The sequence below is a fragment of the Dactylosporangium sp. CA-052675 genome (genome assembly GCF_050947935.1).
Lineage (GTDB): Bacteria > Actinomycetota > Actinomycetes > Mycobacteriales > Micromonosporaceae > Dactylosporangium.
This window is the reverse complement of the sequence record NZ_CP192010.1, coordinates 8,647,156-8,672,249: the sequence shown is the minus strand read 5'-3', so window position 1 is coordinate 8,672,249 and position 25,094 is coordinate 8,647,156. Positions and strand designations below refer to the sequence as shown.

47 protein-coding genes are annotated in these 25,094 nt (G+C 70.2%); 46 read left to right on the top strand and 1 reads right to left on the bottom strand.

Annotated elements, in window-relative coordinates; all coding sequences use genetic code 11:
• Positions 1-15: 15 nt before the first annotated feature.
• The 46 genes from ACQP1P_RS38745 (at position 16) to ACQP1P_RS38520 (ending at position 24,693) form a co-directional block, all read left to right on the top strand.
• A complete protein-coding gene (locus ACQP1P_RS38745) occupies positions 16-894 on the top strand; it encodes a helix-turn-helix domain-containing protein (RefSeq protein ID WP_433078934.1) in 879 nt (292 codons plus the stop codon).
• Positions 891-1,613: an ATP-binding protein gene (locus tag ACQP1P_RS38740; RefSeq protein WP_433078932.1), complete on the top strand. Its 723-nt coding sequence runs from the start codon at positions 891-893 to the stop codon at positions 1,611-1,613. Before ACQP1P_RS38745 ends, ACQP1P_RS38740 begins: the two co-directional genes overlap by 4 nt.
• Entirely contained in the window at positions 1,613-1,894 is a 282-nt protein-coding gene (locus ACQP1P_RS38735; protein WP_433078930.1) for a hypothetical protein, read from the top strand. The genes ACQP1P_RS38740 and ACQP1P_RS38735 overlap by 1 nt, the downstream gene beginning before the upstream one ends.
• Complete coding sequence (locus tag ACQP1P_RS38730) at positions 1,887-2,165, top strand: hypothetical protein (protein ID WP_433078928.1); 279 nt, start codon at positions 1,887-1,889, stop codon at positions 2,163-2,165. The genes ACQP1P_RS38735 and ACQP1P_RS38730 overlap by 8 nt, the downstream gene beginning before the upstream one ends.
• Positions 2,162-2,557 (top strand): hypothetical protein, encoded by a 396-nt coding sequence (locus ACQP1P_RS38725; RefSeq protein WP_433078926.1) that lies wholly within the window; start codon positions 2,162-2,164, stop codon positions 2,555-2,557. Before ACQP1P_RS38730 ends, ACQP1P_RS38725 begins: the two co-directional genes overlap by 4 nt.
• A complete protein-coding gene (locus ACQP1P_RS38720) occupies positions 2,554-2,694 on the top strand; it encodes a hypothetical protein (RefSeq protein ID WP_433078925.1) in 141 nt (46 codons plus the stop codon). The genes ACQP1P_RS38725 and ACQP1P_RS38720 overlap by 4 nt, the downstream gene beginning before the upstream one ends.
• The gene (locus tag ACQP1P_RS38715) at positions 2,691-2,963 is read left to right on the top strand and encodes a hypothetical protein (RefSeq protein WP_433078923.1); all 273 of its coding nucleotides are present in this window, start codon (positions 2,691-2,693) and stop codon (positions 2,961-2,963) included. Before ACQP1P_RS38720 ends, ACQP1P_RS38715 begins: the two co-directional genes overlap by 4 nt.
• Positions 2,960-3,367, top strand: a complete 408-nt coding sequence (locus ACQP1P_RS38710; RefSeq protein ID WP_433078921.1) for a hypothetical protein — start codon at positions 2,960-2,962, stop codon at positions 3,365-3,367. Before ACQP1P_RS38715 ends, ACQP1P_RS38710 begins: the two co-directional genes overlap by 4 nt.
• A complete protein-coding gene (locus ACQP1P_RS38705) occupies positions 3,357-3,965 on the top strand; it encodes a hypothetical protein (RefSeq protein ID WP_433078920.1) in 609 nt (202 codons plus the stop codon). The genes ACQP1P_RS38710 and ACQP1P_RS38705 overlap by 11 nt, the downstream gene beginning before the upstream one ends.
• Positions 3,958-4,230, top strand: a complete 273-nt coding sequence (locus tag ACQP1P_RS38700) for a hypothetical protein (RefSeq protein WP_433078918.1) — start codon at positions 3,958-3,960, stop codon at positions 4,228-4,230. Before ACQP1P_RS38705 ends, ACQP1P_RS38700 begins: the two co-directional genes overlap by 8 nt.
• Complete coding sequence (locus ACQP1P_RS38695; RefSeq protein ID WP_433078916.1) at positions 4,227-4,367, top strand: hypothetical protein; 141 nt, start codon at positions 4,227-4,229, stop codon at positions 4,365-4,367. The genes ACQP1P_RS38700 and ACQP1P_RS38695 overlap by 4 nt, the downstream gene beginning before the upstream one ends.
• Positions 4,360-4,635, top strand: coding sequence for a hypothetical protein (locus ACQP1P_RS38690; protein ID WP_433078914.1), 276 nt, complete (start codon positions 4,360-4,362; stop codon positions 4,633-4,635). Before ACQP1P_RS38695 ends, ACQP1P_RS38690 begins: the two co-directional genes overlap by 8 nt.
• Entirely contained in the window at positions 4,628-4,903 is a 276-nt protein-coding gene (locus ACQP1P_RS38685) for a hypothetical protein (RefSeq protein WP_433078912.1), read from the top strand. Before ACQP1P_RS38690 ends, ACQP1P_RS38685 begins: the two co-directional genes overlap by 8 nt.
• Positions 4,893-5,147, top strand: a complete 255-nt coding sequence (locus ACQP1P_RS38680) for a hypothetical protein (RefSeq protein ID WP_433078910.1) — start codon at positions 4,893-4,895, stop codon at positions 5,145-5,147. Before ACQP1P_RS38685 ends, ACQP1P_RS38680 begins: the two co-directional genes overlap by 11 nt.
• Positions 5,137-5,307, top strand: a complete 171-nt coding sequence (locus tag ACQP1P_RS38675; RefSeq protein ID WP_433078908.1) for a hypothetical protein — start codon at positions 5,137-5,139, stop codon at positions 5,305-5,307. The genes ACQP1P_RS38680 and ACQP1P_RS38675 overlap by 11 nt, the downstream gene beginning before the upstream one ends.
• On the top strand, positions 5,304-5,633 hold the full coding sequence (locus tag ACQP1P_RS38670; RefSeq protein WP_433078906.1) for a hypothetical protein: 330 nt from the start codon (positions 5,304-5,306) through the stop codon (positions 5,631-5,633). Before ACQP1P_RS38675 ends, ACQP1P_RS38670 begins: the two co-directional genes overlap by 4 nt.
• A complete protein-coding gene (locus ACQP1P_RS38665) occupies positions 5,630-5,803 on the top strand; it encodes a hypothetical protein (RefSeq protein WP_433078904.1) in 174 nt (57 codons plus the stop codon). The genes ACQP1P_RS38670 and ACQP1P_RS38665 overlap by 4 nt, the downstream gene beginning before the upstream one ends.
• Positions 5,788-6,147: a hypothetical protein gene (locus ACQP1P_RS38660; protein WP_433078903.1), complete on the top strand. Its 360-nt coding sequence runs from the start codon at positions 5,788-5,790 to the stop codon at positions 6,145-6,147. Before ACQP1P_RS38665 ends, ACQP1P_RS38660 begins: the two co-directional genes overlap by 16 nt.
• A gap of 178 nt (positions 6,148-6,325) precedes the next feature.
• Positions 6,326-7,027: a hypothetical protein gene (locus tag ACQP1P_RS38655; protein ID WP_433078901.1), complete on the top strand. Its 702-nt coding sequence runs from the start codon at positions 6,326-6,328 to the stop codon at positions 7,025-7,027.
• Positions 7,028-7,072: 45 nt separating this feature from the next.
• Entirely contained in the window at positions 7,073-7,621 is a 549-nt protein-coding gene (locus ACQP1P_RS38650) for an HNH endonuclease signature motif containing protein (protein ID WP_433078899.1), read from the top strand.
• Positions 7,618-8,157: a DUF6221 family protein gene (locus tag ACQP1P_RS38645; protein WP_433078897.1), complete on the top strand. Its 540-nt coding sequence runs from the start codon at positions 7,618-7,620 to the stop codon at positions 8,155-8,157. Before ACQP1P_RS38650 ends, ACQP1P_RS38645 begins: the two co-directional genes overlap by 4 nt.
• Before the next feature lie 165 nt (positions 8,158-8,322).
• On the top strand, positions 8,323-8,478 hold the full coding sequence (locus ACQP1P_RS38640; RefSeq protein WP_433078895.1) for a hypothetical protein: 156 nt from the start codon (positions 8,323-8,325) through the stop codon (positions 8,476-8,478).
• A 309-nt stretch (positions 8,479-8,787) separates the two neighbouring features.
• Positions 8,788-9,069 (top strand): hypothetical protein, encoded by a 282-nt coding sequence (locus ACQP1P_RS38635; protein WP_433078893.1) that lies wholly within the window; start codon positions 8,788-8,790, stop codon positions 9,067-9,069.
• A 3-nt stretch (positions 9,070-9,072) separates the two neighbouring features.
• Entirely contained in the window at positions 9,073-9,363 is a 291-nt protein-coding gene (locus ACQP1P_RS38630; RefSeq protein ID WP_433078891.1) for a hypothetical protein, read from the top strand.
• Between the two features lie 5 nt (positions 9,364-9,368).
• Positions 9,369-9,836, top strand: coding sequence for an AAA family ATPase (locus ACQP1P_RS38625; protein WP_433078889.1), 468 nt, complete (start codon positions 9,369-9,371; stop codon positions 9,834-9,836).
• A gap of 312 nt (positions 9,837-10,148) precedes the next feature.
• Entirely contained in the window at positions 10,149-10,562 is a 414-nt protein-coding gene (locus ACQP1P_RS38620) for a terminase small subunit (protein WP_433078887.1), read from the top strand.
• A gap of 115 nt (positions 10,563-10,677) precedes the next feature.
• Complete coding sequence (locus ACQP1P_RS38615) at positions 10,678-12,150, top strand: hypothetical protein (RefSeq protein ID WP_433078885.1); 1,473 nt, start codon at positions 10,678-10,680, stop codon at positions 12,148-12,150.
• A gap of 165 nt (positions 12,151-12,315) precedes the next feature.
• On the top strand, positions 12,316-14,565 hold the full coding sequence (locus ACQP1P_RS38610) for a phage portal protein family protein (protein WP_433078883.1): 2,250 nt from the start codon (positions 12,316-12,318) through the stop codon (positions 14,563-14,565).
• Between the two features lie 56 nt (positions 14,566-14,621).
• Positions 14,622-16,277, top strand: coding sequence for a peptidoglycan-binding protein (locus ACQP1P_RS38605; protein ID WP_433078881.1), 1,656 nt, complete (start codon positions 14,622-14,624; stop codon positions 16,275-16,277).
• Positions 16,270-16,665 (top strand): capsid cement protein, encoded by a 396-nt coding sequence (locus tag ACQP1P_RS38600; RefSeq protein WP_433078879.1) that lies wholly within the window; start codon positions 16,270-16,272, stop codon positions 16,663-16,665. Before ACQP1P_RS38605 ends, ACQP1P_RS38600 begins: the two co-directional genes overlap by 8 nt.
• A gap of 19 nt (positions 16,666-16,684) precedes the next feature.
• Positions 16,685-17,611, top strand: a complete 927-nt coding sequence (locus tag ACQP1P_RS38595) for a hypothetical protein (protein WP_433078877.1) — start codon at positions 16,685-16,687, stop codon at positions 17,609-17,611.
• Positions 17,611-18,018, top strand: coding sequence for a hypothetical protein (locus ACQP1P_RS38590; protein WP_433078875.1), 408 nt, complete (start codon positions 17,611-17,613; stop codon positions 18,016-18,018). The genes ACQP1P_RS38595 and ACQP1P_RS38590 overlap by 1 nt, the downstream gene beginning before the upstream one ends.
• A 9-nt stretch (positions 18,019-18,027) precedes the next feature.
• Entirely contained in the window at positions 18,028-18,402 is a 375-nt protein-coding gene (locus ACQP1P_RS38585; protein WP_433078873.1) for a hypothetical protein, read from the top strand.
• 14 nt (positions 18,403-18,416) lie between these two features.
• Positions 18,417-18,728: a hypothetical protein gene (locus ACQP1P_RS38580; RefSeq protein WP_433078871.1), complete on the top strand. Its 312-nt coding sequence runs from the start codon at positions 18,417-18,419 to the stop codon at positions 18,726-18,728.
• A 1-nt stretch (position 18,729) separates the two neighbouring features.
• On the top strand, positions 18,730-19,209 hold the full coding sequence (locus ACQP1P_RS38575) for a hypothetical protein (RefSeq protein WP_433078869.1): 480 nt from the start codon (positions 18,730-18,732) through the stop codon (positions 19,207-19,209).
• 9 nt (positions 19,210-19,218) lie between these two features.
• Positions 19,219-19,542, top strand: a complete 324-nt coding sequence (locus ACQP1P_RS38570) for a hypothetical protein (RefSeq protein ID WP_433078867.1) — start codon at positions 19,219-19,221, stop codon at positions 19,540-19,542.
• Positions 19,543-19,553: 11 nt separating this feature from the next.
• Positions 19,554-21,092 (top strand): hypothetical protein, encoded by a 1,539-nt coding sequence (locus ACQP1P_RS38565; protein ID WP_433078865.1) that lies wholly within the window; start codon positions 19,554-19,556, stop codon positions 21,090-21,092.
• Between the two features lie 10 nt (positions 21,093-21,102).
• On the top strand, positions 21,103-21,498 hold the full coding sequence (locus ACQP1P_RS38560; protein ID WP_433078863.1) for a DUF6093 family protein: 396 nt from the start codon (positions 21,103-21,105) through the stop codon (positions 21,496-21,498).
• Entirely contained in the window at positions 21,498-21,920 is a 423-nt protein-coding gene (locus ACQP1P_RS38555; protein WP_433078861.1) for a hypothetical protein, read from the top strand. The genes ACQP1P_RS38560 and ACQP1P_RS38555 overlap by 1 nt, the downstream gene beginning before the upstream one ends.
• Positions 21,917-22,339: a hypothetical protein gene (locus ACQP1P_RS38550; RefSeq protein ID WP_433078860.1), complete on the top strand. Its 423-nt coding sequence runs from the start codon at positions 21,917-21,919 to the stop codon at positions 22,337-22,339. Before ACQP1P_RS38555 ends, ACQP1P_RS38550 begins: the two co-directional genes overlap by 4 nt.
• 16 nt (positions 22,340-22,355) lie before the next feature.
• On the top strand, positions 22,356-22,697 hold the full coding sequence (locus tag ACQP1P_RS38545; RefSeq protein WP_433078858.1) for a hypothetical protein: 342 nt from the start codon (positions 22,356-22,358) through the stop codon (positions 22,695-22,697).
• 7 nt (positions 22,698-22,704) lie between these two features.
• Positions 22,705-22,941, top strand: coding sequence for a hypothetical protein (locus ACQP1P_RS38540; RefSeq protein WP_433078856.1), 237 nt, complete (start codon positions 22,705-22,707; stop codon positions 22,939-22,941).
• Positions 22,934-23,416, top strand: coding sequence for a hypothetical protein (locus ACQP1P_RS38535; RefSeq protein WP_433078854.1), 483 nt, complete (start codon positions 22,934-22,936; stop codon positions 23,414-23,416). The genes ACQP1P_RS38540 and ACQP1P_RS38535 overlap by 8 nt, the downstream gene beginning before the upstream one ends.
• Positions 23,417-23,495: 79 nt before the next feature.
• Positions 23,496-23,783: a hypothetical protein gene (locus ACQP1P_RS38530; RefSeq protein ID WP_433078852.1), complete on the top strand. Its 288-nt coding sequence runs from the start codon at positions 23,496-23,498 to the stop codon at positions 23,781-23,783.
• Positions 23,780-24,346 (top strand): hypothetical protein, encoded by a 567-nt coding sequence (locus tag ACQP1P_RS38525; RefSeq protein WP_433078850.1) that lies wholly within the window; start codon positions 23,780-23,782, stop codon positions 24,344-24,346. Before ACQP1P_RS38530 ends, ACQP1P_RS38525 begins: the two co-directional genes overlap by 4 nt.
• Positions 24,347-24,393: 47 nt before the next feature.
• Positions 24,394-24,693, top strand: coding sequence for a hypothetical protein (locus ACQP1P_RS38520; RefSeq protein ID WP_433078848.1), 300 nt, complete (start codon positions 24,394-24,396; stop codon positions 24,691-24,693).
• Here the strand turns inward: ACQP1P_RS38520 and ACQP1P_RS38515 are convergent.
• Complete coding sequence (locus ACQP1P_RS38515) at positions 24,690-25,067, bottom strand: hypothetical protein (RefSeq protein ID WP_433078846.1); 378 nt, start codon at positions 25,065-25,067, stop codon at positions 24,690-24,692. The genes ACQP1P_RS38520 and ACQP1P_RS38515 overlap by 4 nt on opposite strands.
• Positions 25,068-25,094 lie beyond the last annotated feature (27 nt).

The following is a 25,094-nucleotide window of genomic DNA, read 5'->3' as shown; positions in this document are numbered from 1 at the left end:
ACGAGAGGGGCGTTGGTGCCGACGAAATTCGAGGTCACCAAGGCTGTCAGGGCGTCGAAGCTCGTCGCCCCGGCGCGCCTGGTGATGTTCGTCCTAGCCGACGTCGCGGAGACCGGAACCGCTGAGATCCCGGAGCAGTTCACGCCCTCGCTGCGGGTGCTCGCCAGCGAGACCGGGCTCAACGAGTCCACGGTCAAGCGGCACCTGAACGCGCTGGAGGCCGAGGGCTGGGTGGAGCGGCGCCGGCCGACGATCGACGACGCCCGCCTCAAGGGCGAGCGGACGCGGTACCGCCTGACGATCCCGTGCGGCACGGCCGTTCGGGACCAGGGCGCAGAGGTAGCCCCCGAGGGTGCAGGGAAGGCCCAGGAGGGCGCAGAGGTAGCCCCCCAGGGCGCAGAGAGCGCCATGGCAGGGCGCACACCGCGCCCCAATAAAGAGGAAGTCAATCAACAACACAATCAAGGTCAATCAGAGACCTCCTCGGCGAAGCCTCGGCGGTCGAAGCCCGAGCCGCCCCGCGAGGACGTCGAGCGGATCTGCAAGTACCTCGCCGAATGGATCGTCAAGAACGGCTCCAAGCGGCCGACCATCACCGACAAGTGGCGCACCGAAGCGCGGCTACTCATCGACAAGGACGGTCGTCCGCTCGACGAGATCCGCCAGGTCATCGCCTGGTCGCAGCGAGACGGCTTCTGGAAGTCCAACATCCTGTCGATGCCGACGCTGCGCGAGAAGTACGACCAGCTCAGGCTCGCCTCCGAGCGACCCAGCGCGAGCCCGCCGACATCGAACGTCCGGCACATCGACGACCTTTCCGCCGACGAGCGCGCCGCCCGCAACCCATTCGCCAACTCGGTCCGCGCATCAGACGTTGCCAAAGGAGCATCGTGACCAGCCAGATCTCCGCCGACCGCGGTGGACCCGCCACCCACTTCGCCGCCGTCAACGCCGTGACCGCGATGCGCCAGCGACTGCTCAACCTGAAGGCGACGTCGCCGGACCTCTACGAGGAAGCCGACCGTGCCGAGATGGAGGCGATCCGCGCGCTCCAGGCCGCGAACCGGCACCTCAACTACGTCCGCCGCCGGCCGAGCCGCTACGCCGACGCCACGTACGACACCCTCTACCCGGACCAGGACCCGCGCGGGCTCGTCTCCGGCTGGTGGACGCGCGGGCCGCGCACCCTCGTCCTCGCCGGGCCGTCGCGCACCGGCAAGACGACCGCCGCCTACGCCATCGCCAACGTCGTGCACAACCTGCGGAACTGGGTCATCGCCTGGACCGCCGCCGACCTGTCCGCCGCGCTGAAGCCCGACGGCGACCCGGCCGCATACGACCACGCCGTTGCCTGCGACCTGCTCGTCATCGACGACCTCGGGCGCGAGCGGGTCACGGACTGGTGGCTTGAGCAGCTTCAGCGGGTCGTGGACGCGCGGTGCGGCAACGAGCGTCGGCTGATCATCACCACCAACGCGGCGCCCGACCCGGCGCAGGCGTACGAGCTGCTCGTCGCCCGCTACGGCGACCCGCTCGTTGAGCGGCTGATCGACGGCGGCGGCGTCGTGACGCTCGACGGGGCCGCGGTGCGCAAGGTGGTGACGGACTGGTGATGAACATCCCCGACGAGCCCGACCGGCCGGTGTGCGCCGCGCATGGCCCGCTCACCTGGCTCTACGGCAAGAGCAAGCAGGGCTACCGCTGGATCAGCTTCACGTTCGAGCCCGACCGGCGGCTGCTGCCGCACGTGTGCGACGACCCCGACCTGCCGCAGGTCCGCTGGTTCCCGTCCGAAGTCGTCGCCGAACGAGCACACCGGGGGGCAGCGCTCGCCCGCGCTGTGCTGGCCGGCGAAAACCCATTCATCACCGAAGAGGAGGAGCGTCGTGGCTGAGGCGCTGAAGTTCCGCAAGAAGCCCGTCGTCATCGAGGCCGTGCAGTTCACCGGCCTGGACAGCTATCTGTCCATCGTCGAGTGGATGAAGTCGGTCGGCGACACGCACGCGCTCGCCAATGAGGTCCGGTTCTCGACGCCGATCATGCTGCTCCAGACCCTCGAAGGCACCATGGCGGCGAACCCCGGCGACTGGATCATCCGGGGTGTCCAGGGCGAGTTCTACCCGTGCAAGCCGGACATCTTCGACGCCACCTATGAGGCCGCGTGAGCGACGACGTCCTGTCCCGGATCGACGCCACCCTCGAGGCCATGGAGCGGAACCGGGAACGCTTCGACCCGTTCGGTGGCTGGCCCACCCACGGCATCGGGGAAGCCATGCGCTGGCAGCCCGAGAAACCCGCTGAGAAGCCCGCTGAGCGTCCCGCTGCTGCGAGTCCATACCTGACGCGCCAAGACGTCACCGGACAGCCGGACAGGATCGCTGAGGCGTACCGCGCCGAGGTGGTTCGGCAGGGGCTCGACGTGGACGACATCACCGACGTGTTCGTGCCGCTGCGCGTCGCGCTCCGCCCGGACGCTGAACAGGTCGAAGCGCTTCGACCCGCGTGCAAGCCCGACCCGCCCGCTCGGCGTCCGTGGTGGCAGTGGAGGCCGTGGTGAGCCCGGAGGTCGCGGTACCGCTGCTGATGCTCGGCGGGACCGTGCTCGTCGCCCTCGGTGCGGTCGTCGTGTGGCGGTTGTGGTTCCGGAGCCTCTACCCGAACTGCACCTGCTGGATCTGCGGGAGGCGGCGATGAACGAGGCGAAGCACTTCTGCTCGATCTGCGGCGCCGAGCGCGACGAGCCGGAGCAGGTCGACGTGAGCCAGCTCGTCTCGACCTTCAACACGAAGGTCTACGGCCGATACGCGAAGCCGTGCCCGACGCCCCGCTGCGGCGAGGTGTGCAAGATCTGCCGTCGCGAGCCCGGAGACGTGCACGGCCCCGACTGTGGCCCGCTCATGGCCGCCAAGCTCGAACGCCCGCACATCGTCGACGAATCCGACTGCCGAGGAGGCACTACGTGACCACCGACCCGACCGAGCCCGTCATGGCGACGCCGGCCGAACCCCGCGTACCCCTGCCTCCTCACACTCCCGGTGCGGGGTGGGAGCGGGTGCGTGCGATGGGGTTGGCCCCGGAGTTGACAGCGGAGGACGAGGCTGCCGCTGACCGGCTGCTCGCCACACTGCCCGACGACCACACCCGCGTCCGCGACCAGGCGCTCGCCGATCCGGAGGTCCGGGAGGCGTACATCGAGGCGCGCGTCCAGGCGGCCTACAAGCGCGGCAAGGCCGAGGGCGTCGCCGAGGGCAAACGGCTCACAATTGCGGCCATCGCGGAGATGCTGGACAGCTACGCGGGGACGGTCCTGAACCCGTCGAGCGCGGCGGAGCTCGTGCGCGAGTGGGGAGGTTCCGATGCAGCCTGAGCAGCCCGCCCAGGGCGCGACCCGCAGCCACTGCACGCGGCCGGGCAGCCGGACGCACATGATGGCCATCCGGATGCGCGGCGGCGCGCTTGCCAGCGTTCGGCAGTGCGAGCTGTGCGGCTGGATCGACTTCGACGACCTCGACGAGCAGGTTCGCGTGCACGTCGCCGAGGGCCTCCGCCAGGCCACCGAGGGCGAGGACCGGGCCGTCCTGCTCCGTTTCGCCCGGGAGTACGTCGACCCGGGCGAGTGCTCGTTCGATCACCACGGCGGCTGTCAGGCCCACGGCTGGCTGTCGCCGCGGCCGGGCGAGCAATGCCCGAACGCCGAGGTGAGGGCACTGCTGGCCCGTCTCGTCGGCCCGTGGGAGCCCGCCCCCGACGTCGTTGCTCCTAACTTGCTCCTAACTGGGGAGCAAGCCGGGGAGCCCGCCGAGCAGCCCGCCTGCACCTGCGAGCGCGTCGAGACCGGCATGCCCGGGCGCGGTGAGACTGTACTCGGCCGTCGTGCCCCCGGCTGCACGGTCCACGCCGAGCCTGCTCGTGGTGGCACCCTGCCGGCGTCCGACCAGACCAACGAGGAGACCGACCGTGGCTGATGACCGCTGCACGCTGAGCCCGGATTGCGAACTCGGCCACCACGCCGCCGAGGCGCACCCATGTGGGCAACGGTCGGAGCAGGTCGGCGAGTCCTGCCGCTACTGCGGCGACCCGATCGCGGGCGACGCGGACGGCCGCCCGATCTCCTGCCCCCGGTGCTGGGTGTCGCTCGACGGCATGCATCTGGCCGACATCAAGGGTCTGCTCGCTCTCGGTGATCTTTCCGTGTCGCCCGCCAAGCAGCCCGAGGACGGCACTCGGTGAGCGCGCTCGGCTGGGTGCTCTTCGCCGCCTGCTGCATCGCGTCGGCGCTCGTGGGCTGGGAGTTGCACGAACTGCGCGACGAGCTGGCCGAGCAGCCGCTCGGCGACGACTGCGACTGCGGAGCCCGCCGTGGCTGACCAGACACTGCACACCCGCCTCCTCGCCGAGATCGACAGCTGGGCGGATGTCAACGGCCGCCTCTCGCCGCCCGAGGCCGCCGCCCGTGCCGCCGTCGAGCTGCACGCGCCCGTCGTGGAGCCGCTGTACGAGAACGTCGTCCGGCTGATCTGCAAGGGCTGCGACCCGGGCATGTACGCCGAGGAGGAGCCCGTCTCGCCCTGCTCGACCATCCAGGTCATCGCCGGAGCCCTCGGCGTTCCGATCGAAGGAGACGTCCGTGGGTGATCTGCATGAGCGGCTGCTGACCCTGCTGGATCAGCCGTGGGAGATCTGGGCTCCAGTGAAGGCCGCCACCGTGCTCGGGAAGCAGCGGCTCGCGCTCCGTGTCCTTGTCGAGCGGCACACGCCAGTGCTGACCTACTCCGGCTCTGACGAGCTTGTCTGCCAGGGCTGCCGCCGTGACGGGGTTGCACCACCGTGGCCCTGCATGGACATCCGCATCATCGCCGACCAGTTCGGCCTCACCGAAGGAGCCCCAGACCGTGAGCGCTGACTTCTCGAAGCTGCTCCAGCACCTGAGCGACAACCTCCGGGAGCACGCGCGCCGCGACGGGCTCAACCCGGTGCGCACCGCGATCTTCCTCGACCGCGGCGGCCATGCACCCGGCGAGCACTGCCCGTCCGAGACGCCCGCCGAGCCGCTCCACGACCAGAGCTGCGACCTGCTGTACGACGGCGACGAGTGCACCTGCGGCGCCGCGCTCGGCCTCACCGAAGGAGACAACCGTGCCCGTTGATCTGCTCGACCTCGCCCACGTCCGCCTCTCCACCCTCCTCGCTGAGGAGCCCGCCGACCCCGGCACCGAACCGTCCACCCTGGACTCCGTGATGCGCCGTCTGTTCGACCCTCGTGAGCGGGATGTGCTGACCGTGTCCGCGTTCCAGAGCTCGCTGTGAGCGGGTACACGGACGCCGACGTCCAACTCGTCGCCCAGGCCGCCAACGACGTCCGCGACGACACGCCAACCGAGGTTGCGCGCAGGGTGCTCGCGGCCCTCGCCGGGGCTGGACGACTGGTGCCGAACGACGCCGAGCGGGTCGAGGAGTGGCGCGTCCAGCGGTTCGACATCGAGACTCACGCGTGGGACCCGTGGCCGCAGCCCTCGCGCCGGTCGGCCGAGCTCGTGTGCGAGGAGGCGGTCTGGGGTGAGCACGCCCGCGTTGAGCGGCGCGAGGTGGTCGCCTGGGCCTCGCCGTGGGTTGAAGCGGACGGCACACCGTGACCGTCGACCCCACCGCCCTCTGCGGTGCTCAAGCGATCTTCTGGCCGGACGACGAGTGCTGCGAAGCCGAGTGTGTTCTGCCGTCCGGGCACGAGCCCGCCGACGTGCACCGTGACGAGATCCTCGGCGAGTGGTCCGAGGATGAGCTGTCGACGTGGAGGCCGGAGTGACCGCCGACCTCGCCGAGGCGCTGCAGAGCGTCTACGACTGCATGGTCTTCGACTCCCGTGACTGGGGTGCGTCCCGCCGCGATGCATGGCTGTACGCGATCGTGGTGGGCTGGGACGCGGACGAGGCCGGCGAGACTGACGACGCGATGGCGGAGCTGGCGGCCCGGTACTGCTGGACGGACGAGACGGTGGAGCGGCTGCGGAGGATGCACGCCGCCGTGGCCGGAGTGCTCGCCGCCGCTGGGCCGGCCGAGCGGCGGCCGGACGGCGTGGAGCTCCCGACGGCGATCCTCAGGGTCGGGAGCGCTCCCGATTTGGCGGACCGCCGCTCGGAGCGATCTTGAAGGAGGACGGCGTGACGACCGATTACGAGCACGAGCGTTTCCTGGCCGCCTGCCGCGCACACCACGACGCCGACCCGGCAGCGTGGCACCGGGGCATGCTCCAGCCTCCACTGCCGAGGACGCCGACGTGCGAGTTCTGCGGCAGACCATGGACCGAACTCGACGGGAGCGCTCCCACATGATCTGTATGGCCGGCCAGCACTGCAAGGCCCGTGACGAGTCCGGCAACCCTGCCGAGGACATGTTCCCGCTGTGCTTCTGGTGCCTCGAGGCAGCGGAACGGGACGTGCGCGCCCTGGTGCTGGACTACCGGGACTTGGAGCAGCACATTCCGCGTGGCTCGTCCGCCCGCGGTGACGGGATGCCCCACGCCCGGCAGGTCGATGCGGCGTTGCCGATCGACGAGGACGCGTTCGACCTGCAGCGGGAGATCTGGTGGGTGGTGACGGCGTGGGAGGACGTGGTCCGCGAAGCGGCTGCTCTTCCCATGGTCGGGGATTGGGCGAAGCGTCGCCGTGACGGCCTGGCGGTGGTGGAGGCTGTGCGGGTGCTGGCGCCGCGCCTCGAGGTGCTGTGCCGCGTCACCGAGGCGGAGATGTGGGGCTACCCGGGCACGGCCGGCGCCACGGTCGTGCCGGGCTGGCAGGGCGTCCTGGACCTCGCCGCCCTGCACCGGCGCGCCCGGGGCGTCCTCGGGTTGGGCCGGGACGACGGAGAGCTGATCGTCGGTGTGGCGTGCCCAGCCTGCGGTATCCGCTCGAAGCTCCGCCGGTCGGTGGACGGGGTGTCGTGCGGTGGGTGCAAGACACGGTTGGAGACGGCAGACTACGCGGGCTGGGTCCTTGAGGACGCTGCCCAGCAGGGAGGGGAGGCAGCGTGACTCTTCATGCGTGCACATCACATACGAAGATGAGAGAATCTATGCATGGTGTGCTCGGTGGAACAATGCGGCCGTGGGGGCAAGCTGACACGCGGGATGTGCGCTAAGCACTACCGCTACTGGCTCGACCACACACCACCGGCAGAACGGCCCGTGGCTCCTAGGTTCCAGCGGGACTTCTGGAGCAGCGTCCGCAAGGTTCACGCACGCGGCTGTTGGACGTTCACCGGTCCAACGGCCGGGCGAGGGCATGGAAGGTGGGGCCGCGTCCTCGCCCATCGGTACTCGTGGCAACTCGCGAATGGGCCCATTCCGCCGGGCATGTGGGTGCTCCACCACTGCGACAACCCGCCATGCGTGAATCCGCTGCACCTGTACCTCGGAACGATCCGCGAGAACACGGCCGACGCCGTCGCCCGAGGCCGCAACTACATTCCGCCTCGCAAGACGAGGTGCAATCACGGTCATCCGCTTGAGGGCGAGAACCTCCGGATCGTTCAGTCGAAGGAAGGCGAACTGCGCCGATGCCGGACTTGTGACAACGCGCGGTCGCGGGCCTGGCAAGCGCAGAAGAGAGCGAGGAGTGCTGCGTGACTGATCTGCTGGCTTTTCTGGCCGCCCGCCTCGACGAGGACGAGCGGGTGGCGCGCGCGGCTGCCGGAGGCGGGCGATGGAGCTACCCGGGCTCCGACTCGGTGGCTGGCTGGGCGCTGTACGACGAGGCGTGGGTCATCGCCAACCTGAAGACCTACGAGCACGAGACGTACGACTACGCGGCCCGCATGCCCGCCATGCGCGATCCGCGCTACGTGGATGCCGACGCCAACGGCAGGCACATCGCCCGTCACGACCCGGCACGCGTCCTGCGTGAGGTGGAGGCGAAGCGGGCACTGCTGGCACTACATCCGCACCGGCGGTTCGCGGAGCCGCTCGACGCCAACTCGCGGTTCGAGGAGGACCACCGCCCGGCGTTCACCGAAGCGCCCCGGTACGTTGGCTGCGAGGGGTGCAACATCGACCGGTACGAGGAGGTCTACCCGAGCTGGTGGTGCGCCCACGTCCGCCTGCTAGCCGCTCCGTACGCCGACCACCCGGACTACCGCGAGGAGTGGGCGCTACCCACTTCGTAGCGCTCGGAAACCCGTGTCTGCTTGACGCGTCTACAACCTCGTGTCACGCTTGCGGCGGATCTTCCTGCCCATCGTGTTCTGCAGCTCTTCGGAGGTGTGGACCCGGTGGGCAGTTTCGTGTCTCGAGCCGATGCCGTGAAGGCCGCCGGTGTCTCGCTCCACGCGGTGAAGAAATGGATCCTCCGCGGCTGGACGACACCGGACGGCGAACGCCGCACGGTGCGCACCCGCGGCCTTCTGGTCCACATCGACGACGTGTTGGACGCCGAGCTCCACACCCGGCTCAACACCCAGCGCTCCCACCGCCGCCTCGCCGCCTAACCCCAGCGGCCCACCAACCATGCCCAACTGACCAGCGCTCGGAGGCGTGCCCTCGATGGCAACCACGCGTCCCGGTTCCGGCGGCTCGTCGACCTCCACCGGTGGTGGCGGCGGCTCGCGCCCGGGCGGGAACAACGGCAACTCCAAGCCCGGCGGCACCAGGCCAGGGAAGTGACGGCGATGGCGAACAGTAGGCCCGGTCAGGGTGGCGGCGTCTCGGGTCAGAAGCCCGGAGGTGGTTCCGGTACCCGCCCCGGCGGTGGTGCCGGGACGTCGCCGAACAGGCCGAGCGACCCAGGCAAGTAGCCGATGCCCTCGAGCGGCACGACCGGTCAGCGTGGCTACGGCCTGCGGCACAAGACGGTCCGCGCCTCCTGGTCGGCGAAGGTCGACCGGGGTGAGGTCGACTGTGCCCGCTGCGGTCAGCCGATCGAACCGGGCCGTCCGTGGGATCTCGGCCACACCGACGACCGGACCGACTGGACTGGGCCCGAGCACCGCACCTGCAACCGCCGCGCCGGCGGGGCCAACGGCGCAGCGGTGACCAACGCCATCCGCACGACCGGGGTCCACACCTCGAGGGAGTGGTGAGCCGTGCGGGTCGTCCGCTGCGAGATGGACTGGGACGATCACGCCCGCTCGGGTGAGACCGCCTACGAGCTGCGGATCTGGTTGAACCGCTTCGACGTGAAGGTGCTCGGCGCCTACCACTGGCTGGGCTACGTCTGGTACGAGCGCGGCCCGGTCTTCTGGTACGCGCGCTTCGCGTGCCGGGTGTTGCGCCGGCACAACGTCTTCTGCCGTGGCCGGTCCGACGCACGCCACTTCCGGCCCGGTGTCGGACTCGTCGACCCCGACCGGCAGCACTACCGTCCGCGAGGCTGACCGCCGTGGCGCTCACCGTCGTCATCGGACCGCCGGCCTCCGGCAAGTCCACCTGGTGCCTCGAGCACGCCAAGCCCGGCGACGTCGTCATCGACTTCGACCGGCTCGCCGTCGCACTCACCGGCGCTGGCGGTGACCCGCACGACCACGCTGCCGCGGTGACCACCGTGGCCCGGGCCGCGCGTACCGCAGCCATCGAGGCCGCGGTCAAGTTGGCCGGCAACGTGGACGTGTACCTCATCCACTCCAGCCCAGGCCGTGACCGGATGCAGCGCTACCTCGAGCTGGGCGCGCGCATCGAGGTCGTCGATCCGGGGCGTGACGTGGTGCGTGAGCGGTGTAAGCGGGAGCGTCCGCAGCGGATGTTCGCGGTGATCGACGAGTGGTACCGGGAGCGCGCGTCACAGCCTGTGCCTGCCGTGTCGTCACCGCCCGTGTTCGCCTTCCCCGCCACTACGTCCCGTGACTGGTAGCGGAGCGTGCATGCATGGAACCGCACGTCACACATAACTATGCAGTGAGCGTTGGCTATGCGTGATGATGATGACCTTGCATAAGCCCAGGTCAGAGGCTTGTGATCATGCGTCGTGACGAGCGTGGATGGGATGGCTGCATAATGCCTGGTCACGGCCTTGATCGGAAAAAAATCTGAGCCGATCTTGCAGGACCCCCGGGCCAGTCCCCGCTCTCTCCCCCCGCGCGGCCCCCTGGGGGTGCATGATCATCCACCCTCCATGCATGGACGCTACGCAGCGTAACGGCCAGACAGTGACGGAGGGTGATGCATGGCTCCGCGCCGAAACCTCGCCTCCGTACCCGATACGCAGCGTGAACGGCCGCCGGACCTGCGCGACGCAGTCCGCGGAGCCGTCGACGCGATGGACTGGCTCACCCCAACCGACTACGCACTGCGAGCGCTCGCCCTCCGCATGGCCGAGCAGATCGAGGAGGCCGTCGACCGCGCTGACGAGCTCCGCGCGCTGCAGCGCGAGTTCGCCGGCGACGAGAGCGCCACGAAGCGGCTGAAGGCCCTCGAGGCGCAGTGCGACATGACGAAGGCCGTCGGCTGGCTCGGCCCGCAGCTGCAGGGCGTCCTGCGGGACCTGGGCGGCACGCCGAAGGGCCGGGCCGAGCTGAACCCCGACAAGCCCGTGGGGAGTCGCCTTGCCGCCCTCCGCGACGCAGCCAAGGACCGCTAGGCGCCTCGGCTCGACCACGCCCAGGATCTACACACCGCCGCTCGCACGCGGCCGCCCCGGCCCGTGCGGGTGCGGCTGCGCGCTGCGCCCTGAGACGTCGCTCGGGTTCTCCGCGGTGAAGTTCTGCGAGGAGATCCTCGGCTTCGCGCTCATCCCGTGGCAGCGGTGGCTACTCATCCACGCCCTCGAGCTGTACACAGGCGGGTTCCGGTTCCGGACGATCCTGATCCTCGTGGCCCGGCAGAACGGCAAGACGAGCCTGGTCGAGGTCAAGAACCTGTGGAAGATGTTCGTCCTGCAGGTGCAGCTGATCATCGGAACCGCACAAATCCTCGACTACGCCGAGGAATCGTGGGACAAAGCCGTTGAAATCGTCGAATCCGTGCCCGAGCTCGCCGCCGAGGTCGCGCACGTCGACAAGACGAACGGCAAGAAGGCGCTGAAGCTCAACAACGGCACCCGGTGGAAGATCGCCGCCGCCTCCCGCCGCGGCGGCCGATCGCTGTCGGCCGACGATGTCAACTTGGACGAGCTCCGCGAGCACCACAACTGGGAGTCGTGGGCCGCGGTCACGAAGACGACGATGGCCCGCCCGAACGCGCAGGTGTTCGCGTTCAGCAACGCCGGCGACGACCGGTCGATCGTGCTGAACAACCTGCAGGAGAAGGCCCGCGAGGTCGCCGAGCAGCTGATCGCGCTCCTCGAGCGGATGGTCGTCGCCGAGGCTGAGGAAATTGCCGCCGCGGCGGCCCGGGAGGGCGTCGACACGACCCTCGGCCTGTTCGAGTGGAGCGCACCCGACGACTGCCCGATCGACGACCCGGACATGTGGGCCCTCGCGAACCCGTCGCTGGGGTACACGGTGACCGAGGAAGCGATCCGGTCGGCGCTTGCGACCGACCCGGAGCCGATCTTCCGCACCGAGATCCTCTGCCAGCGCGTCCCGGACCTGCAGCCGTCGAAGATCCCGCTCACCGCGTGGGTGAAGTGCGCCGACCCGAAATCGGCGCCCACCGGCGGGCTGGTCCTGTCGTGGGAGGTCTCCTGGGACCGGGCCCACGGCGCGATCGGCGTCGCCGGCTACCGCCCGGACGGCATCCCGCACCTCGAGCTGATCGACTACCGGCAGGGCACCGACTGGATGCCCGCCCGGTTCGGCGAGCTCGTCAAGAAGCACAACGTCGTCGCCGTCGTCTACAACCCGGCCGGGCCGGGCGCGTCGCTGCTCACCGAGATCACCGAGCGGCTGCCGGTGAAGCTCGAGCCGCAGCAGATGACCGCCCGGGACCAGGCGAACGCCTGCGGCCGCCTGTACGACGCCGCGGTGACGCAACAGATGCGGCACCTCGGCGACGAACGGCTCCTCGAGGCGCTGCGGAAGTCGGCGACGCGGCAACTCGTCGACTCGTGGGCGTGGGACATGAAGCACTCCGCCGGCGAGATCAGCCCCCTGGGCGTCGTCACGAACGCCCTGCACGGCCTGTACGTCTTCGGGAAGGTGCCGACGCCGGCTCCGCCGCCGATGGTCGAGCGGACGCCCGCGAGGTCCCGGACAGAGACCAGCGACCTGTTCAACATCGGCTTCTGAGTGGCCCTCGGGCGCGCACGGCACGACGGAGCCGAGCTACACCAACCCGGGACCGCCGTGCTTTCAGCCCAGGTCCGGACTTGAACCGGCCCTCCCCGCGCACGAAGTCGGGGCGTGCTGCCGAACCACCTCGCCTGAACGTACACGTCCGAGGGGGTCGGCGCGATGCAGATGGAGATCGAGCTGCCGGGCATCCCGAGCCGGGTCCAGGCCGCCGCGACGAAGCCGGCCGTGGCGACGCGGTCCGAGATCGGGTACGCGCAGGCCGTCAACTCGCAGTGGTGGCTGTACGAGGACGAGACCACGCCCGAGCTGCAGTGGCCGCAGTCCGTCGCCGTCTACGACGCGATGCGCCGCACCGACGCGCAGGTGAACTCCGTCCTCGAGGCCGTCACGCTGCCCGTCCGCCGGACGCCGTGGCGGATCGACCCCAACGGCGCCCGCGCGACCGTCGTCAAGTTCGTCGCGAACGACCTCGGGCTGCCGATCGTCGGGAAGGACACCAAGCCTTCCGCCCGTACGAAGGGGAAGTTCTCCTGGCCCGAGCACCTGCGGATGGCGCTCCTCGAGCTCGTCTACGGGCACATGTACTTCGAGCAGGTCTACAGCGTGAACGACGCCGGGACCGAGGCGCACCTGAAGAAGCTCGCCCCGCGGATGCCGAAGACCATCTCCGAGGTCGAGGTGGCCGCCGACGGCGGCCTCGTGTCGATCACGCAGTGGTGGACGGCGACAAACCGGCAGCCGCAGAAGATCCCCGTGGACCGGCTCGTCGCCTACGTCCGTAACCGTGAGGGCGGCAACTGGCTCGGCCAGTCCGTCCTGCGGCCGGCGTACAAGAACTGGCTCATCAAGGACCGGTTGCTCCGCGTCCAGGCGCAGACCGTCGAGCGCAACGGCATGGGCATCCCGCTCTACAAGGCCCAGGAAGGCGCCTCCGAGGAGGCGATGGTCGAGGGCAAGCGGATGGCCACGCTGTGGCGCGCCGGCGAGGCCGCGGGCTCCGCCGTGCCCTTCGGCGCCGACCTGGTGCTCCGCGGCGTCGAGGGCACCCTGCCCGACGCGGACGTGCCGATCCGGTACCACGACGAGCAGATCGCCCGAGCCGTCCTCGCCCACTTCCTCAACCTCGGCACCCAGACCGGTAGCTGGGCGTTGGGGACGACGTTCGCGGACTTCTTCGTCTTCTCCCTGCAGACCCTGGCCCAGCAGATCGCCGACGTCACCACCCAGCACGTCATCGAGGACCTCGTCGACCTGAACTTCGGGGAGAACGAACCAGCACCGCGGCTCGTCTTCGACGAGATCGGCAGCCAGCAGCAGGCCACCGCCCAGGCCCTGAAGACCCTCGTTGACGCCGGGATCATCCACCCGGACGCTGTCCTTGAGCAGGAGTCCCGGCAGCAGTACGGGCTGCCGGCCGCGGACCCGGCCACGGCGACTCCAGCGCCTGGCGCGCAGGCGCCGACGCCGCCCGAACCCACGCCGACGGGAGAGCTGTCCGTCGCAGCCACACGGAAGCGCGCGGTCAAGGCACGGTACGACCCGGGCCAGCTGCGCGACCCGAACGGCGAATGGGGCGACGGCATCCCGGGCCCGTCGGTGGCGAAGGATGCCCTGAACCTGGCCGGACGGATCGACCTCGACCCTGGCGAGAAGCTCGAGTCGTCGAGCCGGATCAGCGACACCTCCGGCGACGTCGACGTGAACTTCGCGGTGGTCCGCGGACCTGACGGCGCTGACGTGCGGATCGGGTTCATTCCGTCCGACGGCGACTCGGACCGGTGGAAGGCGGCGAACAAGGGCGGCACCGCGCTGCTCGAACCGGGCGAGCTTCAGCAGCTCCGAACGGACCTTGCCGGCGCAGTGACGCAGGCGAGGAAGGCCGCGGCCGCGGCCGAGCGGGAGTGGGCGAAGGGCGGCACGCCGTCGGATGCGGTGGGGCGCGGTGAGGCGCCCGTGGCGTCGGGAACGTTGCCGAACCTGTACTCCGACGTGCGGTGGGACGTCTACCTCAACGACGACAGCCCTGTTTCGTGGGACCTGTCGGTCGGGACGGTCGGCTCTGACGGCGACTCGGCGAAGCTCGATCCGAAACGGGCCGCGAAACTCCTCCGGCACCTCGACGACATCCAGGGTCAGATCGGCCCAGGCAACGTCCAGGCGGCCGGCGGCGTTGATACGCACCCGGGCGGCGAGCAGCTGAAGCACTACTGGCTGTACGGCGAAGGCGCGGCGAAGTGGGACACGTTCACCGAGCTGTACCACCACCTCGTCAAGTACCTGAGCCTGAACATGGCCAAGCGGACCGCCGCGAACTGGTTCCACGAGCGGTTCGGGATATGGCCCGGCTCTGACGCGAATCGGGTCAAGCACGGGAAGCCGCCGCGCGGCAAGGTCGTCGGGCCCGGATAGACCTCATCACCTAGGGCTGCCAGCCCGCGTGACTCCTGATTGGAGGTGCGTGGGGGATGACGCATGCCCTGCGCGAGGACGACGTCGAGGACGCGCTCGTCGATGAGCCGGAAGAGGACCTCGACGAAGACGAGGACCTCGAGGGAGTGGAAGACGAGCTCGACGAGGAAGAGCCGGACGACGACGAGGAGCGGGTCGAAGCGGCGTTCGAGCCCGGCTCGCACCCGCGCGCCCCGGCCGGCTCCGACAACGGCGGCGAGTTCACCTCCGGCGGCGGCGGTTCCGGCTCGTCGAAGCCCGCCCCGAAGCCGTCGAAGAAGACCAGTACGCCCGGGAAGAAGGGCGCCGCGCCCGCGAAGAAGAGGCCAGACAGCCCACCCCGGCGGCCCATCCCCGCCGGCCAGCTCGGCTTCGACGGCGTCTCCGGCACCGGCTACGGCAAGCCCAGCCAGCAGGTCATGGACCTGCAGGAGCAGCTGAACCGGCTCCACTTCTCCGACTCGAAGGGTCGGCAGCTTCGCAAGGACGGCGAGTTCGGGCCACTGACCACCGACGCCGTCAAGGCTGCGCAGAAGCAGCTGGGCATGAACCCGACCGGGATCGTCGACCCCGCGTTCATCGACCGGCTGAAGTCGCTGAAGGCGCCGGCGAAGAAGACGAAGGCGTCCCGGGTCGAAGCGGCCGCGCTGCTCGACATTGAACTCGCCCGGCCCGGCACGTGGGACCTCGCCTCAGGGAAGACAACGTTCACCGTCGAAATGCTCCAGGACGCGGCCCGGTACGCGGCTAAGCACGCCGACGCCCGCAACGCCCTGAAGCTCGGCCACGTCGACCCCCGCTTCGACGGCGAACCCGCGTTCGGCTGGCTCAACAACGCCGACATCTGGCTCGACGAGGACGACCGCGGCCCGGTGCTCAAGGCCCGGCAGCTCGACGGCATGCCCGACTGGCTCGCCGCGACCGCGAAGGACGCATGGCCGAACCGGTCCGTCGAGGGCTGGACCAACTACCAGGACCAGGACGGCGAGGTCTTCTCGTTCGTCCTCGACGGCCTCGCCCTCCTCGGCGTGACCCCGCCCGGCATCGGCTCGATCCGGTCCCTGCGCGACCTCCCCGCCGCGCTCGGCATCGCCGCCTCGGCGGCCGCGCAACGCGTCGTCGCCCGCGCCCCCACCGCCGCGCCCATCGCGGCCACAGCTCCCGCCCCGGAGGCGGAGGAAACCACAACCGTGAAGGAGGCCGGCCAGATGGATCCGGCAAAGATCCGAGAGGCGATCGGTCTCAGTCCCGAAGCCTCCGACGACGAGGTGAGGTCCGCGCTCGGCGCGGCGGGGCTCGCCCCGACCGCCCCGGTAGCGGCCGCGGCCGGCCCGGACCTGCCGGGCACCATGCGCGTCGACGCGTCGGCGTGGCAGGAGCGCGAGGACCGGCTCAAGCGTCTCGAGGCCGCCGCGCAGCGGCAGCGCGAGAACGAGCGCGACCAGATCATCACCGAGGCGGTCAAGGCCGGGAAGTTCGCGCCCGCCCGCCGCGACCACTGGGTGCGGGCGTGGAACGCCGACCCGGAGGGCGCCCGCCAGCTGATCGCGAGCCTCGCGCCGGGTCTCATCCCGACCGAGGCCCTCGGCTACAACGACGCCGACGACAAGGACTTCGACGCCGAGTTCGGCCACCTGTTCCCGCCGAACGCGAAGGAGACCAGCCGTGGCTGACTACGCGCCCGTCTACTCGGCCGGCCAGACCCCGTTCACGATGACCACGTCGGCGTCCGTCACCGGCGGCACGCTCGCCGCGGTGTCCGGCTCGAACACCGTCGCTACGGCCGGTGCGCTGTCCGCGATCGTCCTCGGCGTATTCGCGCACGACGCCCCGTCCGGCGGCCGGGTCTCGATCTGGCCGCTCGACGGCCTGATCCACGAGATCGTCGCCGCGAACAACATCACCCAGGGCAACGGCCTCCAGGCCGCCGCCAACGGCCAGGTCGACCCGGCCGGCACGTCGCTGGCGACCCAGGCCGCCGCCGGAACGCTGATCGGCACCGCCCTGCAGACCGTCACCGCGAACACCACCAACAAGGTCCGCTTCCAGGGCCGTCGGTAATCCCGAGAGGAGATAGGCAATGCCCGGTTCCTACCCGGCAGCGGCCCCGACCCTTTCGGGCGACACGCTGTCCATCAGCCGCTTCCTGCAGAACCCCACGTTCCTGCAGCGCCGGCTGCGCAACTACAAGGACCTTCGCTTCGTCAGCGACCAGATCCTCACCCAGCGGTTCAAGTCGCAGGGCGGCGCGGTCCTGTACGAGCAGACCGAGCCGTTCGTCACGGACCGCACGGTGGAGGCGGTGTCGGCCGGCTCCGAGTACCCGTTCGCGAACCTGCCGACCGGTACCGCCGCGATCGCGGCGATCTCGAAGTGGGGCCAGAAGGTCCGCCTCACCGACGAGGAGGTGGCCCGCAACCAGTACGCGGGCGCCGCCGTCGACCGCTGTCTGCAGAAGGTCGTCAACTCGATCATCAAGCAGGTCGACGCGGTGACCATGTCCGCGGTCCAGTCCGCCGCGGCCGACACGGCCACGGCCGGCTCGTGGGACAACGCCACCGCCGCGAACCGCAAGCCGCTCGACGACATCCTCCTGGCCATCCAGACGATCGTCGACCGGAACCTCGGGTACGACCCGGACACCCTCGTGGTGCCCACCAAGGGCTACACGTACCTGATGCTCAACGACGCGATCGCGCAGCTGCGCAAGCGCGAGACGAGCGAGAACCCGGTCTACACCGGCATGATCGAGACGATCGCGAACCTGACCGTCCTGCGCACGCCCGCCCTGACCACGTCGGCTCTGGTGCTGGACTCGAAGGCGCTCGGCGGCATGGCGGACGAGACCGACGGCGCGCCCGGCTACTCCGTCGCCGATCTCGGCGTGCAGATCAAGTCGATCCGCATCGACGAGATCGACGCGTGGGACCTGCAGGGCCGCCGTAAGACCGTCCCGGTCGTACAGGAGACCGGCGCCGCACAGGAGATCACCGGGGTGGTGTCCTGATGAAGGTCTACAAGGTCACCTCGCCGTACGTGACCCTTCGGGTTCGCGACGACGTCCTCGGCCAGGAGGTCCTCGCCGGCTTCTATGCCGGCGCGCCGCTGCCGAGCAACGTCAACCAGGAGGACCTCGAGCGGCACGTGCGCAAGGGCATGGTCGCCGAGGAGGGCACGCCCGAGGCGGACGCTGCGGTCGTCGGCGGCCAGCCGGTCGTCTTCGGCCAGTCCGACGCGGGCACGCCACAGTCGCAGGTGGACCAGCAGCAGCGCGGCGACCGCCCGCGCGGCAACGCCTCCCGCGCGGACTGGGCGGCCTACGCCGCGTCGCAGGGCGCGCCGGAGGACGAGACCAAGGCCGAGGACGAAGGTGGCCTGTCCCGCGACGACCTCCGCGCCAAGTACGGCAACTAGGAGGCGGGGATGGCGGACCTCTTCACGCCGGAGGAGTTCGCCTCCTACCTGCAGCAGGACGTCGACACGTCGAGCGCCATCGTGGCTCGGCGTGTCGCGTCCGGTTGGCTGCTGTCGGCTACCGGCCTGACGTCGTTCACGACGGTCGACGACCGATTGTTCGCGTGGGGCTTGGAGCTCGCCGCGATCGCCTACCGGAACCCGGACGGGGCCGCGTCGGAGTCCGTCGACGACCACAACGTCACCTGGGACCGGCAGCGGCGCAAGGACATCCTCACCGAGGTCCGCACCAGCTACGGCACCAGCGGCCAGCCGTCCTACAGCTTCCCGGACCCGGACTGGCACTGGACCGTCGTCCCCGCCGGCAACCAGCTCACCACCTGAGGCGGGGGGTCTGCATGCATGGGGTCCTGCTCTCGCCGGAGCGCCGGTGGGAATGCCCGTCCTGTGACGTCACCGACGTGACGCACGAGGCCCAGCCGCACACCCGGATGCACTCCTGCCGCGGGCTGAAGGGCCTCACCGCGCCGATGGTCCCGGCCGGCACCCGGGCCGAGCACCGGCCCGTGGAGCGCGAGGACTACGTCAACGGCGACCTCGTCCAGACCGACGGCGACGGCCGGCCGGTCATGGCGATCATCACGACCCGCGACGACGGGCAGGACTGCACCGTCTACGCGCCAACTGCAACAGGCAGAGGAGAAGCCTGACATGGCCTGGACCAACTCGAAGATCTTCCAGGAGTTCGTGGCCGGGCCGATGTTCCAGTCGTCCGGCACCTCCTGGACCGGCCTCGACAGCGACACCGTCAAGGCCGCCCTGTTCAACAACTCCGTCACCCCGGACCGGACCGCGGCCGTCGCGTCGACCGGCTACAACACCGGCACGTGGGTCACCGCGAACGAGGTCACCGACGCCACCAACTGGGTCGCCGGCGGCCGCGCGCTTGCGTCGAAGACGTTCGGCACCTCCTCCGGGACGATCACGTTCGACGCCGCCGACCTCGCCGGCGGCGGCACGGTCACGATCAGCAACGCCTTCGGCGCGCTCGTCTACGACGACACCATCACCGGCGGCACCGTCGCCGACCAGGGTGTCTGCTTCAACTACTTCGGTGGCGCCCAGTCCGTCACCGCCGGCACGTTCACCATCGTCTGGAACGCCAGCGGCATCGCCGCGTTCACCGTCTAGGAGCGCGCCATGGCCCTCTCGAAGACCGGCACTGGGCCCACGTCCCCGTGGGAGTTCTACAACAGCGGCGGCGACTACCTCGAGCGCTCAATCTCGGCGACGGTGACGTTCAACCAGTCGACGGGCGCGATTACCGGCGGCAGCATCACCCGCGACGCGGGCTGCCTCTACGTCACCATCGTGATCGGCGACCCGGCAAGCCCGTCGCGCTCGATCGACGTGTCGGGCATCGAGGGCACCCGGAGCTTCACCGCCGGCCAGCTCGCGGCCCGGGGCATCTCCAACATCAGCGACATCCTCAGCTTCGGGCAGATCACCGCGCTGCAGGCATAGGGGGCTGAGCCGTGGCGCTCGCGATCGACGCGTCGTCGCCCGCGATCGTCACGCAGACCAGCTCGACGACGGCGACGGTCACCACGGCGAGCTTCACGCCGCCGAGCAACAGCACGGTTCTCGTGATGTGGTCGGGCAACACCGGCACTGCATCCGATCCGGCCACACCGACGGTGGCGGGCGGCAGCCTTTCCTACGGCACGCCGAGCTGGAAGCACCGTTCCGTGAGCCCGACGGTCGACGGCCAGGCGGCGATCTGGACGGCGAACGTCGGCACGAGCCCGGGCGCGATGACCGTCACCGTGACGACCGGCACCGGCTCCGGCGCCCGAGGCGCCGCCCTCTGCGTCAAGGTCCTCACCGGCGCTGACGCCACCACCCCGCAGGGCACGAAGGTCGTCACCGGCAGCACGAGCACGGCGTCGATCGCCCAGAGTGTGCTCGGCACCGTCGCCAACTCGCAGCTCTTCGGCGTGACCTGCGACTGGGACCTCAAGGGCGCCCAGACTGCGGGCTCGGGCACGACGCGCGAGGGCAGCGCGAACATCCTGTCCGACATCACCTACGGCTTCTTCCGCCGCACCGCGGCGGACGGCACCGCAGGCGGCTCGACGACGCTCAACATCACCTTGCCCGCCGCGAGCACCAACCTGAGCTGGGTCGTCGTCGAGATCGTGCCAGCCTCTGGCGGCGGCGGCAGCACCGGCGCGAACGCCGAGGCCACCGCCGGCACCGGTACCGCACCGGACGCGGCCGTCTCGGTCGCCGTCCCCGCCGAAGCGCCCTCTGCGGCGGGGACCGCTTACGACGCCCAGGCCGCCGCGGCCGTCAACGCGGAGGCGACCGCCGCGGCCGGGACGGCGTTCGACGCGACCGTTTCCACCGCCTCGAACGTCACCGCCAACGCCGAGGCCACCACGGCCACCGGTACCGCGTTCAGCGCCACCGCCGACGTCCGGCCGGCCGCCCAGGCGGCCACCGGCACTGGCGCCGCGCTGGATGCCACGGCCACGATCGCGGTCAACGCCGAAGCCACCACCGGCACGGGCTCCGCGTTCGACGCCACGGTCTCCACGGCCACCCAGACCAGCGCCAATGCCGAGGCAACCACGGCGACCGGCACCGCGCCGACCCCGGTCATCGCGATCGCCGCGGCCGGGGACTTCAGCGCCGCCGGCGGCGCCGCGTTCGACGCGTCGGTGAACATCGGCGTCCCCGTCGAAGCCACCGCCGCGGCAGGCACCGCGCCGAACGCCGCCAGCGGCAGCGGCGCCCAGGCCGAGGCCGCGGCCGGGACCGGCGCCGCGTTCCTCACCGTCCTGGCCATCCAGGCGAACGCCGAAGCCGCGGCCGCGCTCGGCGCAGCAGCAACACCCACGGTCGCCCTCGGGGGCACCGGAAGCGTCGCTGCAGAAACCGCCACTGCGACCGGCTCCGCCTTCAACGCGCGAGTCATCAAGACCACGCCTCGGCCGAACTCCGGGACGACCGCCCGCCAGCCCGGCGGTATCACTCAGCGGCCGAACACGGGAGTCACGCAGCGCCTGTAGGGAGATGCCGATGTCCGCGTACACCATCGCGCTCCGCGGCCGCCAGCGCGCCGAGCAGGACATGCCCGACACGGTCACCGTCCAGCACCAGACCGGCACGTCCACCGACCAGGAGACTGGCGCGGTCACGCCGACCTGGTCGACGGTCTACACCGGCAAGGCCAAGGTCCAGCAGTCGAACCCGGCGACGACGCCGACGACGATCGGTGAGGCGTCGGTGTTCGTCGGCCAGCTCACCTTGCACCTGCCGGCCTCGGTGACCGTGGTGCAGTCCGACGACCTTGTCACCGTCGCCGCCTCGGTGCTCGACCCGGATCTGGTCGGGCGGACGTTCCGGCTCCGCGGGCCCGCGCACAAGACGTACCTGACCGCGCGGCGCTTCCCGATGGTCGAGGTGAGCGGCTGATGGGCGCCAAGGCGACCGGCCTCGAGGAACTCTCTGCGGACATGCAGCGGGCCGTCGAGCGCGCGATCCCCGACGGGAAGAAGATCACCGGGAAGGGCGCGCTGAACGTCAAGCGCGAGGCGCAGCGGATCATCCGCGCGGCGTCGCACCGCGGCTACCTGCCGCACTACCCGAAGTCGATCTCCTACGACGTCACCGCCCGCGGCGCTGTGATATCCGCCGAGATCGGCCCCAAGACCGAACGGCTCCAGGGTGGCCTCGGCCGGCTCATCGAGCTCGGGTCGGCGAACAACGACCCGATCCCGCACCTCGACCCTGGCCTCGCCCTCGAGGAGAACACCTTCTACAGCTACATGGAGAACCTCGGCGAGAAGCTCCTCAACGGCGAGTACGTCGACGGCCCGGAGGTTGATCCGGGATGACCGACGGCCTCGACCAGGCGCTCGTCAACGCCGGCCTCGCGCTGCTCGCCGCAGACCCGATCAGCCCAGCCATGCCGGTCTACGACGGGACCGTCCCGGCGGCCGCGACCCGGCCCTACTGGGTCATCTACACCTCGGTGTCGTACCCGGCCGAGTCGCTGGACAACAGCGTCGACGGCCGTTCCCGGGTGCGTGAGGTCCGGTGGATCGTCCACTCCGTCGGCGACACCGCCGCATCGGCGCGGGCCGGTGCGCAGCGCGCCCGGTCCCAGCTGCTCGACGCGAGCCCCACGATTCCTGGCCTGTCCTGCGGGCGGATCCGCATGGAGGAGAGCCAGCCCCCGGTTCGCGACGACGTCACGGGCGTGCCCGTGATGTCGGCCGTGCAGACCTATCGCCTCCGGGCCTCGTCATCCTGAAAGGAGACCAGCGCGCATGGCGCTGAATGCTGCCCAATCCGTGCTGCTGACCGGGACGACGCCCGCCCCGTTCACGCCGACCGCCTCGGACACGATTTCCGGCAACGACATCATCCCCGGCGGCGGCTGCGTGATGCGCGTCGTCACCGGCGGCACCAACGCCGCCTCGGTGTCGGTGCTCGACCCGAACCTGACCGCGCAGGGCAACGCCGGCACGGTCACGCCTGTGACGGTGCCGACCAGCAGCGTCCGCTACATCCTCATCCCCGTCAGCGCGGTGAACCCGGCGACCGGCGTGGCCACGGTCACGTTCGGCGGCACGCTGACCGGCACCACCTACGACCTGATCAAGTTCTGAGGCCGCGATGACGACGCCACTGAGCGAGCACCCGTGGATGGAGCACGACGCCACCGGGAACCGAGCCCAGCTGCCCGACCTGCCGTACTGGCGGGCCCAGGGCTGGAACCCGTGCGACGGGCCGCCGCCCGAACCGGACCTGACCCGCGACCCCACCGAAGCCCCGGCTGCTGAAGCGCCGGGGCTTTCTGCTGCCGAGGCCGAGAAGCCCGCCACGAAGAAGAAGGAGACCAGCCGTGGCTGACGTGTACGCCGACGGAAACGTCCGGGTCGCCTTCGTCGCGGCCATCTCCAACCAGAACCTCCCGACCACGACCGAGCTCAACGCCGGCATCCTGCTCCAGGGCACCCTGACCGCAGACGGTCTCGTCGGGTTCGAGGCGACGACCGCCGAGGTCGACACGTCGAAGCTCGCGAGCACGTTCAACACGAAGACGATCGGCCGGGACGACTACTCCGGCACCCTGCTGCGCCTGGTGAAGCAGACCGTCGGCGCCGACACGATCCGCTCCACGCTCTCGCGCGGCACCACCGGGTTCATCGTGATCCGCCGCGGCATCGCCGAGACGACCTCGTGGGCGTCGTCGCAGCAGATCGAGGTCTACCCGATCATCTGCGGCCGGCGTAAGGAGCTCACGCCGACCGCGAACTCGGTCATGAAGTACGAGGTCCCGACGCCGATCACCGCGGCCCCGTCGCCTGACGCGACGGTCGCCTAACACGAGCTGGAGGCCGGGCCCGGTGGCCCCTGGCCCGGACTCCTCCACACCTGCAGGGGCCACAAAACGAGGGGCCACCATGAAGGAACTCCAGATCCGCTTCGACGTCAACGCCCTCCGCCCCGACCGGCGCGAGGAGGTGCTGGCGTGGGTGCGGTCGCTCGGCTTGGAGCCGAACGACCTCCGCCCGCTCACCCTCATCGCTGAGGGCGAGCACGAGTACCAGCTGCATGTGACGCGCTACCTACGCACCGAGGGCGGCAGCATCCGCCTCGACCGCGCGGCCGAGGACGCCGTCACCGAGCCGGTGATCGTCGGCCTCGGCACGGCGAAGTCCTGGCCCTCGTGGCTGGGGGCGAACGCGTGAGCCCGTCCCGGCCGAAGCTCGCCGATCCCGGCCAGCTCATCCGGTCCGCGAAACGACGGACCGACACCTACGACCTGTGCACCGACCCGGACATCGTCGCCGAGTACGAGGCGCTGCTCGAGGAGATCGCGGCCGAGGCCGCGGCCTCGAGCGAGAAGCTCTCCGGCGGTCGGACCGCCGAGCTCCAACAGCAGCTCGACGATGTCATCGCCCGCGGCGCGAAGACCACGGTCACGCTCACGTTCCAGGCACTGCCCCGGGCGCAGTTCCGGGCACTCGTCGACAAGCACCCGCCCCGCAAGGACGACAAGGGCGAGATCATCGACAAGCGGTCGGCGCGACTCGGCTTCGAGTACGACCCGTTCTTCGCCGAGCTGATCCCGCTCGTGCTCGTCAGCCCTGAGCTCGACGAAGAGACCTTAACGATCCTGTTCGACGAGGTGCTGACCTACGGGCAGTGGCAGGACATGACCACCGTCGCGTTGAACATCAACACCGACACCATCGATATCCCTTTCTCGCAAGCCGTCTCGCCGAAGATGCGGAGCTCCTCGCCGAGGTAGAGACGGCTGAGAAGCTCCAGATCTCCCTCAAGGCCGCGCGTGGCTGGGTGCCGACCACCTTCTACGAGCACCGCAACGGCCGGCTCTACTCGTCGACACCCGAGGTCGAGTGGGACGAGGAGCAGATAGGCTGGATGCTCGCCCTCCGGCTGTACCGGCAGGGCTGCTGCCCGTCCTGCGGCGGCGACCTCCACATCACCGCCGCATCGGAGAACGAGCGCCGGTTCAAGGCGGAGCCCCCGATCCAGTGCTTCCGCTGCGTTGCGTTTTCCATGTCGCACAAGGCGCACGAGGACGAGCCGCATCCGCAGTCGCTGCTGCACCTGGTGCCGCGGCGACCGGGCTAGCGGGGAGCGCAGATCCACGCATTGCTGATTTGGTGCCCGCCGAGTTTCAGCGACAGGACGTTGAGTGCTGGCATTTCCTTCGGCTCACCGTCGACCCGGCCGGCCCACCAGCCGTTGCCGTTCCAGTAGTCCTGGTGGTCGGTCCCGTCCGTGGTGACGCAGGTTGAGTCCGGACGGCTGATGCCGTTGACGACGGGGGTTGCGTCGGACGTTGGAGCCGACGGCGCCGACGACCTCGATGCCATCAAGGTGATCGCAATGGTCGCGCCGACGAGCACGACGGCTCCGGCGGCGATGCCGCCGATCATGCCGGTGCGCCGGCGGGGTGGGGCCATCTGGCCGAGCTGGAACGGCTGTTCGGTGTCGGGGGTCACCGCCGCAGTGTGACGCAGTGACGCGAC

Bases quoted from the DNA above. Each gene is read 5' to 3' on its own strand.
- ACQP1P_RS38735 (WP_433078930.1), top strand. From the start codon at position 1,613: ATGAACATCCCCGACGAGCCCGACCGGCCGGTGTGCGCCGCGCATGGC.
- ACQP1P_RS38715 (WP_433078923.1), top strand. From the start codon at position 2,691: ATGAACGAGGCGAAGCACTTCTGCTCGATCTGCGGCGCCGAGCGCGAC.
- ACQP1P_RS38705 (WP_433078920.1), top strand. From the start codon at position 3,357: ATGCAGCCTGAGCAGCCCGCCCAGGGCGCGACCCGCAGCCACTGCACG.
- ACQP1P_RS38655 (WP_433078901.1), top strand. From the start codon at position 6,326: ATGATCTGTATGGCCGGCCAGCACTGCAAGGCCCGTGACGAGTCCGGC.
- ACQP1P_RS38650 (WP_433078899.1), top strand. From the start codon at position 7,073: ATGGTGTGCTCGGTGGAACAATGCGGCCGTGGGGGCAAGCTGACACGC.
- ACQP1P_RS38635 (WP_433078893.1), top strand. From the start codon at position 8,788: ATGCCCTCGAGCGGCACGACCGGTCAGCGTGGCTACGGCCTGCGGCAC.
- ACQP1P_RS38620 (WP_433078887.1), top strand. From the start codon at position 10,149: ATGGCTCCGCGCCGAAACCTCGCCTCCGTACCCGATACGCAGCGTGAA.
- ACQP1P_RS38610 (WP_433078883.1), top strand. From the start codon at position 12,316: ATGCAGATGGAGATCGAGCTGCCGGGCATCCCGAGCCGGGTCCAGGCC.
- ACQP1P_RS38605 (WP_433078881.1), top strand. From the start codon at position 14,622: ATGACGCATGCCCTGCGCGAGGACGACGTCGAGGACGCGCTCGTCGAT.
- ACQP1P_RS38595 (WP_433078877.1), top strand. From the start codon at position 16,685: ATGCCCGGTTCCTACCCGGCAGCGGCCCCGACCCTTTCGGGCGACACG.
- ACQP1P_RS38590 (WP_433078875.1), top strand. From the start codon at position 17,611: ATGAAGGTCTACAAGGTCACCTCGCCGTACGTGACCCTTCGGGTTCGC.
- ACQP1P_RS38585 (WP_433078873.1), top strand. From the start codon at position 18,028: ATGGCGGACCTCTTCACGCCGGAGGAGTTCGCCTCCTACCTGCAGCAG.
- ACQP1P_RS38580 (WP_433078871.1), top strand. From the start codon at position 18,417: ATGCATGGGGTCCTGCTCTCGCCGGAGCGCCGGTGGGAATGCCCGTCC.
- ACQP1P_RS38575 (WP_433078869.1), top strand. From the start codon at position 18,730: ATGGCCTGGACCAACTCGAAGATCTTCCAGGAGTTCGTGGCCGGGCCG.
- ACQP1P_RS38570 (WP_433078867.1), top strand. From the start codon at position 19,219: ATGGCCCTCTCGAAGACCGGCACTGGGCCCACGTCCCCGTGGGAGTTC.
- ACQP1P_RS38560 (WP_433078863.1), top strand. From the start codon at position 21,103: ATGTCCGCGTACACCATCGCGCTCCGCGGCCGCCAGCGCGCCGAGCAG.
- ACQP1P_RS38555 (WP_433078861.1), top strand. From the start codon at position 21,498: ATGGGCGCCAAGGCGACCGGCCTCGAGGAACTCTCTGCGGACATGCAG.
- ACQP1P_RS38550 (WP_433078860.1), top strand. From the start codon at position 21,917: ATGACCGACGGCCTCGACCAGGCGCTCGTCAACGCCGGCCTCGCGCTG.
- ACQP1P_RS38545 (WP_433078858.1), top strand. From the start codon at position 22,356: ATGGCGCTGAATGCTGCCCAATCCGTGCTGCTGACCGGGACGACGCCC.
- ACQP1P_RS38540 (WP_433078856.1), top strand. From the start codon at position 22,705: ATGACGACGCCACTGAGCGAGCACCCGTGGATGGAGCACGACGCCACC.
- ACQP1P_RS38530 (WP_433078852.1), top strand. From the start codon at position 23,496: ATGAAGGAACTCCAGATCCGCTTCGACGTCAACGCCCTCCGCCCCGAC.